Annotated in this window: 11 protein-coding genes and 1 pseudogene; 7 read left to right on the top strand and 5 right to left on the bottom strand. The window is 65.6% G+C overall.

All coding sequences use genetic code 11. The features are described from left to right. The first annotated feature begins 70 nt into the window (after positions 1–70). Both SE91_RS10645 and SE91_RS10640 read left to right on the top strand, forming a co-directional pair. Complete coding sequence (locus SE91_RS10645; RefSeq protein ID WP_060736421.1) at positions 71–634, top strand: nitroreductase family protein; 564 nt, start codon at positions 71–73, stop codon at positions 632–634. Between the two features lie 63 nt (positions 635–697). Next, the gene (locus SE91_RS10640; RefSeq protein ID WP_061847580.1) at positions 698–1,969 is read left to right on the top strand and encodes a serine hydrolase domain-containing protein; all 1,272 of its coding nucleotides are present in this window, start codon (positions 698–700) and stop codon (positions 1,967–1,969) included. Here SE91_RS10640 and SE91_RS10635 read toward each other — a convergent pair. From SE91_RS10635 to SE91_RS10625, 3 genes and pseudogenes are all read right to left on the bottom strand, one after another. After that, positions 1,955–4,404 (bottom strand): annotated as a pseudogene (locus tag SE91_RS10635) (putative bifunctional diguanylate cyclase/phosphodiesterase). The gene SE91_RS10640 and the pseudogene SE91_RS10635 sit on opposite strands and share 15 nt — an antisense overlap. Positions 4,405–5,566: 1,162 nt before the next feature. Further along, complete coding sequence (locus SE91_RS37000) at positions 5,567–5,761, bottom strand: hypothetical protein (RefSeq protein WP_008549840.1); 195 nt, start codon at positions 5,759–5,761, stop codon at positions 5,567–5,569. Positions 5,762–6,150: 389 nt separating this feature from the next. Continuing rightward, positions 6,151–7,224 carry an RgsD C-terminal domain-containing protein gene (locus SE91_RS10625; protein WP_008549843.1) on the bottom strand — a complete coding sequence of 358 codons (1,074 nt, stop codon included), beginning with the start codon at positions 7,222–7,224 and terminating at the stop codon, positions 6,151–6,153. 234 nt (positions 7,225–7,458) lie between these two features. Between SE91_RS10625 and SE91_RS10620 the strand changes: the two genes are divergently transcribed. Beyond that, positions 7,459–8,499, top strand: a complete 1,041-nt coding sequence (locus tag SE91_RS10620) for a patatin-like phospholipase family protein (protein WP_060736423.1) — start codon at positions 7,459–7,461, stop codon at positions 8,497–8,499. Positions 8,500–8,506: 7 nt separating this feature from the next. On the opposite strand, the gene SE91_RS10615 is transcribed toward SE91_RS10620, so the two are convergent. Both SE91_RS10615 and SE91_RS10610 read right to left on the bottom strand, forming a co-directional pair. Then, the gene (locus tag SE91_RS10615; protein ID WP_008549846.1) at positions 8,507–8,935 is read right to left on the bottom strand and encodes a CBS domain-containing protein; all 429 of its coding nucleotides are present in this window, start codon (positions 8,933–8,935) and stop codon (positions 8,507–8,509) included. A gap of 188 nt (positions 8,936–9,123) precedes the next feature. Next, positions 9,124–9,942, bottom strand: coding sequence for a rhomboid family intramembrane serine protease (locus SE91_RS10610; protein ID WP_061847579.1), 819 nt, complete (start codon positions 9,940–9,942; stop codon positions 9,124–9,126). 451 nt (positions 9,943–10,393) lie between these two features. On the opposite strand from SE91_RS10610, the gene SE91_RS10605 reads away from it, so the two are divergent. The 4 genes from SE91_RS10605 to SE91_RS10590 all read left to right on the top strand — a co-directional run bounded on the left by SE91_RS10605 (position 10,394) and on the right by SE91_RS10590 (position 13,159). Next, entirely contained in the window at positions 10,394–10,948 is a 555-nt protein-coding gene (locus tag SE91_RS10605) for a PAS domain-containing protein (protein ID WP_061847578.1), read from the top strand. Positions 10,949–11,079: 131 nt separating this feature from the next. Then, a complete protein-coding gene (locus SE91_RS10600) occupies positions 11,080–12,213 on the top strand; it encodes a DJ-1/PfpI family protein (protein WP_061847577.1) in 1,134 nt (377 codons plus the stop codon). 22 nt (positions 12,214–12,235) lie between these two features. Further along, complete coding sequence (locus SE91_RS10595) at positions 12,236–12,742, top strand: GNAT family N-acetyltransferase (protein ID WP_061847576.1); 507 nt, start codon at positions 12,236–12,238, stop codon at positions 12,740–12,742. Positions 12,743–12,865: 123 nt separating this feature from the next. Beyond that, complete coding sequence (locus SE91_RS10590) at positions 12,866–13,159, top strand: hypothetical protein (RefSeq protein ID WP_061847575.1); 294 nt, start codon at positions 12,866–12,868, stop codon at positions 13,157–13,159. Positions 13,160–13,235 lie beyond the last annotated feature (76 nt).

Below are 13,235 nucleotides of genomic sequence, written 5' to 3'. Positions count from 1 at the left end.
CTTCCGGTTGCGGGCGTGCATGCCTATCTCGGGTCTGCACGTCCGCCGACCAGCTGAAGAGGATAACGCAGTGCGAGATGCCATCGAACTCTTGAAGACCCGCCGCTCGGTCAAGCCGCGCGAGATGACCGGGCCCGGCCCCTCCGCAGCCGAGCTCGAGACGATCCTCACCATCGGCGCGCGCGTGCCCGATCATGGCAAGCTGGCGCCCTGGCGCTTCATCATTTTCGAGGGCGACGCGCGCCAGCGTGCCGGCGAGGTGATCGCGAAGGTCTTCGCCCGGAAGAATCCCGGCGCCCCTGCCGCCGACGTCGAGGTCGAACGCAAGCGCCTCATGGACGCACCGCTGGTGATCGGCATCGTCAGCTTCACCAAGCCGCATCCGAAGGTCCCGGCCTTCGAGCAGGAATTGTCGGCGGGGGCCAGCGCCATGAACATCGTCACGGCCGCAACCGCCCTCGGCTACGGCGCGTGCTGGCTGACCGGCTGGTTCTCCTTCGACCGCGACGTCCTCGATGGCCTCGGCCTCAAACCGGACGAAAAGCTCGCCGGCTTCATCCATGTGGGCACGCCGACCAAGCCGAGCGAAGACCGTCCGCGACCGTTCCTTTCGGAAATCGTGACGCGCTTTTAATCGAAGTCTTGTTGACGCCTCCGACGTCTTGCGGCTTTGTTCCCGACCAGGGAGGAAGCCCGGATGAGACGCCGTGAATTTCTGGTCGGGGCCGCGCTGCTGGCCGGCTCGATGGGACGAAGCCGCGCCGCCGCCAACATCCCCGCCCCGTCGCCCGACGGTCTCGATCGCATCACCGCCTATTTCAACAACGAGGTCGGAAGCGGCCGGCTGCCGGGCGCCGTGATCTTGGTCCAGCAGCACGGCAAGCCGGTCTACCTCAAGACCTTCGGCGTACGCGACGTCACGACCGACCTTGCCATGACGCCGGACACGATCTTCGCCATTCATTCGATGACCAAGCCGATCACGTGCCTCGGTGCGATGATGCTGATCGACGAAGGCAAGCTCGCGCTGACCGACCCCGTGTCGAAATACGTCCCCCTCTTCGCCGACACCAAGGTGGGCCTCGAGATCACCAAGCCGGACGGCAAGCTGGAGCTCGACCTCGTCCCGCCGGTCCGTCCCGTCAACATCGAGGATCTGCTGCGGCACACCTCGGGCATCAGCTACGACTATATCGGCGGCAAATGGGTCGAGCAGGCCTATAAGGCCGCCAACATTTTCGAGGGCCCCTTCAACAACAGGGAGTTCGCCGACCGCATCGCCAAGCTGCCGCTGGCGCGGCAGCCGGGAACGCTCTGGCGCTACGGCCATTCCACCGACGTGCTCGGCGCCGTCATCGAGATCATCTCGGGCCAGACGCTCTACGCGTTCCTGAAACAGCGCATCTTCGATCCGCTCGGCATGAGCAGCACCAAATTCGCACTGCCGACGGAGGACGAGCTGGCGCGGATGGCGCGGCCGTTGCCGAGCGACTTCATCCTGCTCGCTGCCGAACGCGAGCGCCTCAGCCATCCCGAATGGCAGTCCGGTGGCGGCGGGCTGCTCTCGACCATCACCGATTATCAGCGCTTCTCGCAGATGCTGCTCAACGGCGGCGAGTTCGAGGGCAAGCGCTATCTGAGCCCTGCCGCATTCAAGGCCATGACCACCGATCACATCGGCCCCGACTCCGGCGTCGGACGCGACTATTTCTATTTCCCGGGTGACGGCTTCGGCTATGGCTACGGCCTTGCGGTGCGAACCGATCCCGGCAACGCCAAACCGCCGCCGCCGGGCTCGCTCGGCGAGCTGAAATGGGACAGCGGCAGCGGCACCTATTTCGGCGTCGATCCCAAGCTCGACATGGTCTACCTCATGATGCAGCAAACCCAGAACGAGCGCAGCCGCATCACACCCGCGTTCAAGGCGCTGGTCTACGACTGCTACCCGGAAGCGTTACGCCGCCCGTGAGGCGCGCTGGCCGAAATCGACGAGCAGCTTTGCGATCTCGGCGGCGGGCCGCGCCGCGCTGAACAGGAAGCCCTGCACCTCGTTGCAGCCTTCGGCGCGCAGCCAGTCGAGCTGATCCTCGGTCTCGACGCCTTCCGCCGTCGTGGTGATGTTGAGGCTGCGGCCGAGACCGGAGATCGCCCGCACGATCGCGCTGCAATCGGGCCGCTGCGCCAGATCCTTGACGAAGGACCGGTCGATCTTGATCTTGTCGAAGGGGAAGCTGCGCAGATAGCTCAGACTCGAATAGCCGGTGCCGAAATCGTCCATGGAAATGCCGACGCCGAGCTCGCGCAGCTGATGCAGGATGGCGAGGTTGGCCTCGGTCTCCGCCAGGAAGATCGATTCGGTGATCTCGAGTTCGAGCCGCCGCGGCGACAGGCCGGACTGCGCCAGGGCCGAAATCACGATTTGAACCAGATTGCGGCTGCGGAACTGCGCCGGCGACAGATTGACCGCGACCTTGACGTCGGCCGGCCATTTGACGGCCTCAGCGCAGGCCTCGCGCAGCACCCATTCGCCGAGCTGGGTGATCAGACCGATGTCCTCGGCGACCGGAATGAACTCGGCGGGCGAGATCATGCCCTTCTCCGGATGACGCCAGCGCAGCAGCGACTCGAAGCCGGAGATGCGATCCGAGGCAATCGACACCAGCGGCTGGTAGTGCAGCTCGAACTCGCCATTGGCAAAGGCGCGGCGCAGATCGAGCTCCATGTCGCGGCGCTTCTGTGCCTGGAGGTCCATCTCGCGCTCGAAGAAATGGTGCATGCCGCCGCCGTCGGACTTGGCCCGGTACAGCGCCATGTCGGCATTGCGCATCAGCTCCTCGGACGTCGTGCCGTCGCCCGGCGACAGCGCGATGCCGATGCTGGCGCCGATCACCATCTCCTGGCCGTCGATGTCGTAGGGCGCCTTCAGCATGTCGATCAGCAGGGTCGCGCAAGCGCTGGCTTCGTTCGGCGAGACGTCAGCCGCGAGGATGACGGCAAACTCGTCGCCGCCGAGCCGGGCCGCGAGATTGGCACCGCGGACCGCGGTGGTGAGGCGTTCGGCAACCTGCTTGAGCAGGCGATCGCCCGCCGGATGGCCGAAGGAATCGTTGATGTTCTTGAACAGGTCGAGATCGATATAGAGCACGCCGACCCGTTTTCCTCCGGCCTGGTCCAGCGCCTGCTTCAACCGCTCCTGGAATTGTTCGCGGTTCGGCAGGTCGGTGAGCCCGTCATGATGGGCCATATGGGCGATCCGCGCCTCGGCCTTGCGCCGCTCGGTGATGTCGACCACCGCGACCAGATAGCCGTCGCGATCGCCGAAAGCGACGCGGCGGCCGAAGGTGAGCACCTCGATCTCGTTGCCGTCGGCGCGCAAATGCCGCCAGTTGCGCGAGGAATGATAGGAATCGCCAACGCGCTCGAGCGCCTCGGCGTGGCTCTCCCACTCGTCCTCGGGCCAGATCTCGTGCAGCCTCATGCGCAGGAAGGTGGCGCGGCTGTAACCGTAATGCTGGACCGCGGCGTCGTTGACGCTGAGGAAATGCTTGGTCTCGGCATCGAACACCCACATCGGCATCGGGTTGTTGTCGAACAGCAGGCGGAACGAGGCGTCGCGCCGCTTCAAGGCGGTGACGTCGGAGATCGTCAGCGAGACCACGTCGGCGAAGGCGATGGCGCTGAGCCTGAGGTAGCGGCCCTCGTTCTCGATCTCGAGCTGTTCGCCGCGGCCGCCCGAGACGGCCTCGAGCAGAAATTCCATCACCTCGGGCGCAGCCAATAGCGTATCGCCTTCACGGACCCGCCGCCACAACAGGCTTCCGGCCGCGGCCTTCAGCAGCGCGCCTGCGCTCCTATTGTGGTGCACGATCTGGAGATCGAACGGCCTGCCCGCGGCATCGCGCAGCGTTGCCAGCGAGATGACCGCGTCGTCCGTCGCCGAGAATATCGCGTCGAGCAGATTATATTGCGTGCCGCGCTCGTTGACGTAGGCGCCGACCAGCGTGGCGCCCCAGCGCGAGGCGGTCGGCAGCGCCAGCAGATCGTAGATCCTCACCATGCCGTCGCGCACGCAATGCGCGCTCGCGTGATGCGGCTGCCCCGTTGCGAGCGCGATGGAAGCGGCTTCCGTCAGCGCCGTGGCGCAATCGGGCGACAGTTGTCCCAGCGCTCCTCGCCGAGCCATTTCTGCACGTAACGCCCGCTGCGCGACAATTCGAGCGCGCCCTCACCCCTGAGCAGCGCGATATGGTCGGCGAGCCGACCGAGGCTGCCGAGCATCACGTCCTCGTAGCGCGGCAACCGTTCGCCGGGCTTCAACGCGGCACGCCATTTGCGCCGAAGCACCGGGATGTCATCGAACATTTCGGCGGCCGGTTTTCCCGACACTTTCTTCGCGGCAGTCATGGCAGTCCCCAACGCACTATCCCGGCGCATCCAATGCGGAGGCACTTAACGGCGTGTAAAAGCAACGCAGACGCGGGTTCCGTTCGGTGATTATGACAGTTTTAAGTCAGGCGTTGGTTAGTGGGGGTTAGAGACTATGACGGTTGTGCAAACTGCCACGCAGAGCGCGATGACGCGGTGTATCGCGACGATCACTTCTCGTGTCCCGGGCGCGCTGCAACGCGCAAGCGTTGCTGCGCAGAGCCGGGACCCAGGACGCCGCAGGACTGGCTGGTGCATGGGCCCCGGCTCTGCAGCGCACCGTCGAAGAGACGCTGCGCTGCGTCCGGGGCACGAGAGTGGAGTTTGGCGCACGGAAACCTCCGCCGTCATTGCGAGCGGAGCGAATGGGGCGACATGGTCGCTTCATCGTTCGCATCTTTGATTGTAGACATACCTTCGCAGCCTCGCGGCTGATCTCGCCCGAGCTTTGCGTCGATGCCTCACCCTCGATTGAAAAGGGCGCTGGGAAGACCGGGTGCCGGCCGGGCACCCACGGTCCACTGTGCGAAAGCGTGTGCTTTACAAGATTGCACAGCGGCATACAGGTGAAGCCAAGCAACCGGCCTTCCCTGCGCAGTGGTTTTACGGCTTATGTCGTGCTCTCCCTGGGGAGCGATGCACTATTGCCCCCGTCGCCTTGCGGATGGCTGATGCGCGCGCCCGGTTGGGCCGCCACATCACCGCAAGACTTGGCGCACAGACCCCGGGCGCCAGGACGACACGATTTTACCGTACGCGAACCGCACCCGTCGTTGACGCGACGCGTTCGCTCACGGTTGCCCGCCCTGCGAAGCTTTTCGCGCCAGTGTGACCCACGTCCACCGCCGCCCGGCCCGCGTTCGTGACGATCGCGATACGCCCCTCTTCGTTGGGCCGGGTTGCGGCGATACGTACGCCGTTTCCGAATTTCGGTAAAGAAGAATGTTTTTGACGGTGTCCGTTGACCTACGACTGGCGTGTTTTGCCCGGCGGGCAACGCAAGGTCTTGTAGCCCGGATGAGCGCAGCGACATCCGGGATTCTGCCGGCAGCGTCCCGGGTATCGCTTCCGCCTTCGCTCGTTGAGCTACGGCGGACAAGTCGCTCACCCGGGCTACGGGAATGTGCGCGCAGGAACGCCGCTAATCCTCGCTCGAGGCGGCGGAGCGGTTGTGCAGATAGGCCTGCGACAACAGGAAGAACAAGGCGCGCTCGCCTTGATATTTGGCGGACGGCCGGGTGCGCTCGAAGCCGTCGGCAAAGACCTTGCCGGACTGGCCGCACACTTGCCATCGCCAGCCGAACCGCTTGCGCCTGGTGAGGATCACTTCGAACATGCCGACGGGCTAGGTCCCCTGCTCCTGCCGGTCTCGCAAGGCACGCGCCTGCTCCGGCCTCCCCCGTTAGACGGATGCCCGACATATAACGCAGCAGGATGGAAAGAGAATAAAATTGATGATCGGAAATTGGTCTCTTCCACCGCCGTGGCGAACTCGCGGAGCGCTGGAATAAGACGGCGCGAACGGTGTTCGTTCAAGTCCTTCGCGGCAGCCTGATAGCGCTCACAGCGTATTCAAGGCGGTACACAAGAAGCGGCAAACGGTGAGCATCCGCTCACCCGACACGCGACGACGAAGGTAACTGGGGGTAGATCGTTCGTGCGCCAGATGAGAGATATCGCGCCTGAAGGCAAAGGCGGCGCATGGCATGCGGCATTGCCGAAGGTCTATCGCGCGACAACCTCGACTTCGCCGTCGACGCCGTTCACGACGTTGAAGCCGCGCTCGTAGACTTTACCTTCGTTCTTGGCGATGGCGCGGTATTCGCCTTCGGAGAGGACGACGCGCGGGAAGGCGCCGATCGATTCCTTGATGACGTCGCCGCCCGGGGTGATCACCGACCAGGCGGTGTTGGCGAGCGCCTCGCCGCCCCTGTCGCTGACGAGCTTGAGCGTGATCACGGCGGCGCGGTGGGTGATGGTGACGTCGGTGAGCTTGCCGGCCTGGACGCGGATGTCCGAGCGCACCACCGAATTGGCGTCGCCATAGTTGGAGACGATGTAATAGGTGCCTTCCGGGATGAGCACGACGTCGCCGGCGGCGACGTTGGGCACCAGCGAGGCGCGCTCGCCGGATTCGAACTGGCTGCCCTTGTAGATCGAGAACGAGATCTGGTTTTGCGGAATGCGGCTGGTGCCGACGCGGCCCTCGATGCGCAGGCCGCCGGCGGGCAGGACGAAGGATTCGCGATCCGTCTCCGCCTTCAGGCTGACGGTGCGCACCGCGCTGACGAGGCCGAAGGCGACGTGGACGACGTAATTGCCCGGCGGCAGCACGATGTTGGGCGCGGCATTGCGGTCCTCGCGGATCAGCTTGAAGGTGCCGTTCTCGTCGGGACGGTCGGCGAACACGCGCCAGACCAGGCCGCTGGTGATAGCGGGCGAATCCTTGCCGTATCTCGCGGTCAGCGACAGCACGCCCTGGCCCGGCACGGCTGCATTCAGCGGCGCGGCCGGCGGTACGGTCGTGACCGCGGGCGGCGGCATGCTGGGCGAGAGCGGCTGCATCAGCGTCGGCGGCAGGCTCGGAGGGCCGGCGCCCGGCCCGGAGGGTGCGGCCAGATTGATGGCGGCGCCGGGATCGGGCACCGAAGCAGGGGGCACCGGCGGCGGACGATCGGAGAAAAGCTGCGCCTGAGCGGCGCTCTGGCCCAAGACCATGAGGCAGGCGGCAAGGCTCAGCGCCGGCAGCAGCCGAACGCTGCGCCGCCATCCGATGATGCCGTCACCCCCGCGTGTCATGCCTCCTGCTTTTCACCGAAAACGCGGCAAATTCAAGCCTCGGAACCCCCAAGGAAATACGGTTCTGGGGAACCCGATTGCCGCCTGCGTGATTGGCCGAGGACGACCAGCCGTCGCCACACTGCTGCCCCCTGCTTCCCGAACGGTATAAACCATGCTTCACCCTCGTTATGGCGGAGCGGAGGTGCGGCGCCTACTCTGGTGTGAGGCTGGCCCGGGCAGGAGAGTTTTTCGGTGCTGGAAATTTTGAAAGGTCGGGGCGCGAACGGCTCCAACGGGGAAAAAGCGGGGGAGAAGGTGGGGCTCGGCACCACCCGCCGGCCGGTCATCGGCCTTGCCCTCGGCGGTGGCGCGGCGCGCGGCTTTGCCCATATCGGGATCATCAGAACTCTGATCGCCAATGGGATCGTGCCCGACGTCGTGGTCGGCACCTCCATCGGCGCCGTGGTCGGCGGACTTCATGCGGCCGGCCGGCTGGATACGTTCGAAGATTGGGGGCGCAGCCTGCAGGGCATGCGCAACATCCTCGGCTATCTCGATATCCGCCTCAACGGCTCCGGCCTGCTCGGCGGCGAGAAATTGGCAACCCGGCTCGAGGAGGCGGTCGGACAGGCCCTGATCGAGGACCTCCCGATCAAGTTCGCCGCCGTGGCGACCGAGGTCCGCACCGGCCACGAGATCTGGCTGACACGCGGCCGCGTGGTCGATGCGATGCGCGCCTCCTATGCGCTGCCCGGCATCTTCGCGCCCGTCCTGATCGGCGACCGTTGGCTGGTCGACGGCGCGCTGGTCAATCCGGTGCCGGTCTCGGCCGCCCGCGCGCTCGGCGCCGAAATCGTCATCGCCGCAAATCTTTCCAGCGACATCTTCACCCATTCCACGACGATCTATTCGCACGGTGCGATGCCCGCGCCAGTGGCAGTCGTACCCGAAGTGTCGACTGCCAAGCGGCGCTTTCCGCGATTTTTCTCACCCGAGAAGACCATGAAGCGCGAGTTCTTCGGCGGCGGCGGACGGCCCGGCATCTCCTCGGTGATGGTGGATGCCTTCAACATCATGCAGGACCGCATCACGCGCGCCCGCCTTGCCGGCGATCCGCCCGACCTGTTGATCACACCGCGCGTCGGCCAGTTCGGCTGGTTCGACTTCCACCGCTCCGAGGACCTGATCGCGCACGGCACGCGCGCCGCCGAGCGCGCGCTGGACTCGATCCAGGAGGCGATCCACGTGCTGGCGCCGCCGCCTGAAGGGGCAGCGCCCACCGCACAGGAGTGAGGTCCGATCAGGCGGTCTTGATGTAGTCGCGCAGGGCTTCCTGCTCGGACTCGTATTCCTGGACGCGGCGCTTGACGATGTCGCCGATCGAGATCAGGCCCACCACCTTGCCGTTGTCGATCACGGGCAGATGGCGGAACTTGCCCGTGGTCATCGTCTCCATGAGCTCGGCGACCGTATCGGTCTCCTTGCAGGTGACGACCTTGCGAGTCATGACCTGGGCAACCGGTTCGTCCAGCACGCTGGCGCCGCGCTCGCCGAGCACGCGCACGATGTCGCGCTCGGACAGGATGCCTTCGAGCCGGCTCTGGTTCATCACCAGCACCGCACCGATCTTCTTCTCGCCGAGCAGCTTGACCGCGGCCGACAACTTGGCGTCGGGCTCGACGCTCATGATCTGATGGCCCTTGGTATTGAGAATGGAACGTACCGTCATTGTCGCCTCCCAGAATCGGAGCCGTCCGCGTGCGGCGGTCCGGACTTGTTCGCGAGTCTTCAACTAACAGTTACAGCGCCGGTTTCACGCTCGTGCGCTTTGCGAAGCGCTGCCGCTATGGGCTTGCCGCTTCGGAACATTCTTCCGGGGAATGATGGATGAATTCGGGCGACGCCGCAAGCGCCGCTTCAAATATGGTCTGAAACGTCGCGTGATGACGCATCCGCAGCATCGCTTCGCACGCGCGGCACGGGATCGAACAGCGCGAACAGCAGGAGCCCTGCGAAGAAGCCGCCGATATGCGCCTGCCAGGCCACGCTCGTTGTCTCGGCATCGACGCCGATCGCGCCGAGACCGAAAATGATGTTGACGCCGAACCAGACTGCGAGAAAGCCGACCACGCGCCCGTCGCGCAGCGCGCGCGAGAGCGGCAGCGCCGGAACCTTCGCGGCGGTATCGGCGTCCGAGCGGCTGAACGACAGGAAGCTGCCGCGGGCGAATGCGAAGCGGATCGCTGCCGCCATTGCGCCGGACACCGAAGCTGAGGCGCCGATCATCGGCGCCACCGCATGCTCATGGGTGACGAGATGGGCGAGCGCGCCGGCCGCCGCCGTCACCGCCATGAACACGAAGAACCTGACGACGCCGAACCGCCGCGCCAGCGCGCTGCCGAACGGCAGCAGCCACAGCACGTTGAAGCCGAGATGGGTCAGATTGGCGTGTAGCAGCGAATAAGTGACGAAGGTCCAGACCTTCGCCCCCGTCCCGCCCGGGATCTGCAGATTGAGCAGCGAGGAATCGTAACGCTTCGGAATGAAGCCGAAGACGTCGATGGTCCAGTTCTCGAGCTCCGGCGGCAGCAGCACCCGCAGATGGATCACCGCGAGCAGGACAATATAGGCGGTCAGCGCCGCCGGCAGTGTCAGGATCGGCTCGCGCGGAGGCTCGTCATGGACGGCCGGCAGATCCGGAGACTCCTGCGGCGGAGAATTTGGCGGGGAATCCAAGGCAGCTTCGCTTTCAGCGCGATCGGAGCGACATGCTTGGAGATAGTCGCCTTTGCCGCCCCTGCGCAAGTGCACAAAAGGAAAAGGCAGGGCCCTGGGGAGCCCTGCCTGTCCATGTCGGTCTTCCGGTACTCCAAGGAATAAGGTGTATCCCCACCCCTCCCCGCGGCCCGTGACCAAACTGTTTGACGCCCTGTGTACAGGCCTCGCCGAGAACCTGGAAAACCGGCGGGGCTTGCGACCGCGGTCACCATAGCAGGCGGGGCGGCGGCGCAAAGCGCATAGTTAATTTAACGTTAACGGTGCAAAGAATGCTCCCAGGGGGCCTAAAACACGCCCGCGGCATGGACGCTGCAAATCCCCTCCTGCACAACAACCAAAGGGATCGCGGGTGCACTGAAGCGGGACAGGTTTGTCCCGTGGGGTTGCACCCCGGGGTTAGCGTTCAGTCATGAAACATCCGTCGAGCCGCGCGTTCTTCGCGTATTGGGACAAGAAGCGTGGCACCGCGCGGGCGCCTGATCGGGCCGACATCGACCCGGCTGCCGTCCGCGATCTGCTCAGCGACATCTTCGTGCTGTCCTGCGAGCTTAATCTCGGCTTCCCGTTCCGCGTGGCCGGCACGCGGGTCTGCGCGCTCGCCGGGGGCGACCTCAAGGACCGGAGCTTTGCGGCGCTGTTCACGCCGGAAACCCGCGGCGAGATCGAGGAGATCACCACCATCGTCGCCGACGAGACGCTGGGCGCGATCGCCGGCCTCACCGCCGCGCGCGAGGACGGCAGCAAGGCGCATCTCGAGCTGCTGCTGCTTCCCTTCAACGCCCGCCCGCACACACCCGTTAGCGTAACCGGCGTGCTCGCACCGTTCGACGATGAATGCGGCACGCTCAGTGCCTTCACCCTCACCTCATGGCGCTATCTGCATCAGCCGGAGAAGCTGCTGCCGCGCGCAATCCGCAAACTGCAGATCGCACGTGGGCTGATGGTGTATGAGGGGCTGCGCTAATTTCGAAAGCGCAGGCGACCGTGTCGATCGCCGCGCGACATGGCCGCTTTTGCCGGATTTGCGTCATTCCTGAAGTCGTCGCGAGCGGCTAGCTTCCGCGCCGCGTGAGACGACGAGCGGATGACATCATCATGAGCTGGCGCATTCTGGGCTGGACCGTACTCGGCGGCGTGGCACTGCTCGCCGCGATCGGCGGAACATGGCTGCTTCTGCTGCCCGGCGCGCCGGCATCGGGAACCGCGCCTGCGATCTCCAGCGAGGAAGCCGCGGCGACGCTGGCCGCGTTGAAACCGCCGAAACGAAAGCGCCCCTTGATCGCCATCGTCGGCATCAACGACATGAGCGAGACCACCGACTATCTCATGCCCTACGGCATCCTCGCACGCGCCGACATCGCCGACGTCCTCACCTTGGCAACGCAGCCGGGGCCGGTCACGCTTTATCCTGCGCTCAAGGTGCAGCCCCACGCGACAATTGCCGACTTCGATGCGGCGCATCCGGACGGCGCCGACTACGTCATCGTGCCCGCGATGAGCCGCGACGACGACGCAACGGTCCTGCAATGGATCAGGAGCCAGGCCGGCAAAGGCGCGATCGTGATCGGAGTCTGCGTCGGCGCCACCGTCGTTGCCAATACCGGGCTGCTCGACGGCAAGCGGGCCACCACGCATTGGTATTCCGTGCGCGACCTCCAGAAGCATGCGACGATCCGCTATGCGCCGGACCGCAGACTGGTCGTCGACCAGGGCGTCGCGACGACCACCGGCATCACCGCATCCATGCCGATGGCCCTCACCTTGATCGAGGCGATCGCCGGCCGGGCCAAGGCCGAGGCGGTCGCCCGCGACATCGGCCTTGCGGCGTGGGATGCGCGCCATCGCAGCGACGCCTTCAGCTTCACGCGCCCCTTCGCGCTGACCGCAATCGCCAACACGCTCGCGTTCTGGAACCGCGAGCAGCTCGGCATCGCCTTGACGCCCGGCGTCGACGAGGTCTCGCTCGCGCTGATTGCCGATGCGTGGTCGCGAACCTATCGCTCGCGCGCCCTCACCTTCGCCGCGACGGCGCAGGCGCAGACGAGCCGCGGAGGTCTCGGCATCGTGCCGGAGCGGATCGCCGCGGACTGGCCGGCACAGCAGACGCTGCCGGATACCGTCACCTCGCCGCCGGCGCAGGCCTTGGACGACACGCTGCGCGCGATCGAGACGCGCTATGGATCGCGCACGGCCGATTTCGTGGCGATACAGCTGGAATATCCGCGATAGCGGCAGTAAAGATTTGTTCGACATGAGCAAGCCGCACTGGCGTCCCGCGCGCGCATCCGACCTTGCTGCGATCAGCGCGATCGCTGCGCGCATCCATCCCGATCTGTTCGAACGCCCTGACGTGCTCGCAGAGAAGATACGGCTTTGTCCCGATGGCTGCCACGTGCTCGCTGCGGAGGAAGCGATCGTCGGCTACGGGCTCGCCCATCCCTGGAGGCAATATCAAATTCCGCCGCTCGACGGATTCCTCATTAGGCTGCCAGACGATGCGGACTGCTTCTACGTGCACGATGTCGCCGTGCTGCCCGGCGCCCGCGGCGGTGTCGCACGCGACTACATCGCGAGGATTGAGCAACTCGCGCGCGCATCCGGCATCACGGCGCTCGCGCTGGTCTCGGTCTATGCCACGCAGCCGCTATGGGAGCGCCTCGGCTTTCGGGCCGTGACGGCGGATGCGGAATTGCGCGTCAAGCTCGTCTCCTACGGCGAGGGTGCGATCTACATGCTGCGCGATCTCGTTGCGACGTGACGCCCTCCCCGGTCGCGGCTCACGCGGGCGTGAAGCCGCTCGCTCGAACCGGCTTCGGCCGGCCTCCGTCGAAGAAGCGTGCGGACCGTTCCGGTCTCGCCGAACCGAGACTGGAGAACGTCCATGAAGCTCACATTGTCGAAAGCTGCTTTGATTGCATTCGCTGCGACGGCCGCGTTCAGCGCGACCAGTGCCAACGCCACGCAGTACCGGGCCTACGGCTGCGAGTTCGCCTTCTTCGAGGGCTGTGCCGGTCTGGTCGAGGTGCCGAACCAGGGCGGACGACGCGCTCGTACCGCTCCCGATATCTCGCCCGTCTACATGAAGCAGACCGACCCGCGCTACAATTCGGTGCTGCATGACGCCGGTGGTGGCGGCGGCGGAGGTGGCGGTGGTGGTGGTGGCGGCGGCCGCTGAACTCACTGCCGGAATTCTGGGATGATGTCGCCGGTGCGACCCGGCGGCATCATTGCCGTCCGGGCTGGATGGCAAG

The organism is Bradyrhizobium sp. DOA1 (genome assembly GCF_001593325.1).
Taxonomy (GTDB): Bacteria; Pseudomonadota; Alphaproteobacteria; order Rhizobiales; family Xanthobacteraceae; genus Bradyrhizobium.
Note: the sequence above shows the minus strand (reverse complement) of the source record. Positions and strands in the feature narration are given on the sequence as shown.

What these genes read in the sequence shown, in the direction of transcription:
- SE91_RS10640 (WP_061847580.1), top strand. Translation starts at nt 698, where the DNA reads ATGAGACGCCGTGAATTTCTGGTCGGGGCCGCGCTGCTGGCCGGCTCG.
- SE91_RS37000 (WP_008549840.1), bottom strand. Translation starts at nt 5,761, where the DNA reads ATGTTCGAAGTGATCCTCACCAGGCGCAAGCGGTTCGGCTGGCGATGG.
- SE91_RS10625 (WP_008549843.1), bottom strand. Translation starts at nt 7,224, where the DNA reads ATGACACGCGGGGGTGACGGCATCATCGGATGGCGGCGCAGCGTTCGG.
- SE91_RS10615 (WP_008549846.1), bottom strand. Translation starts at nt 8,935, where the DNA reads ATGACGGTACGTTCCATTCTCAATACCAAGGGCCATCAGATCATGAGC.
- SE91_RS10605 (WP_061847578.1), top strand. Translation starts at nt 10,394, where the DNA reads ATGAAACATCCGTCGAGCCGCGCGTTCTTCGCGTATTGGGACAAGAAG.
- SE91_RS10600 (WP_061847577.1), top strand. Translation starts at nt 11,080, where the DNA reads ATGAGCTGGCGCATTCTGGGCTGGACCGTACTCGGCGGCGTGGCACTG.
- SE91_RS10595 (WP_061847576.1), top strand. Translation starts at nt 12,236, where the DNA reads ATGAGCAAGCCGCACTGGCGTCCCGCGCGCGCATCCGACCTTGCTGCG.
- SE91_RS10590 (WP_061847575.1), top strand. Translation starts at nt 12,866, where the DNA reads ATGAAGCTCACATTGTCGAAAGCTGCTTTGATTGCATTCGCTGCGACG.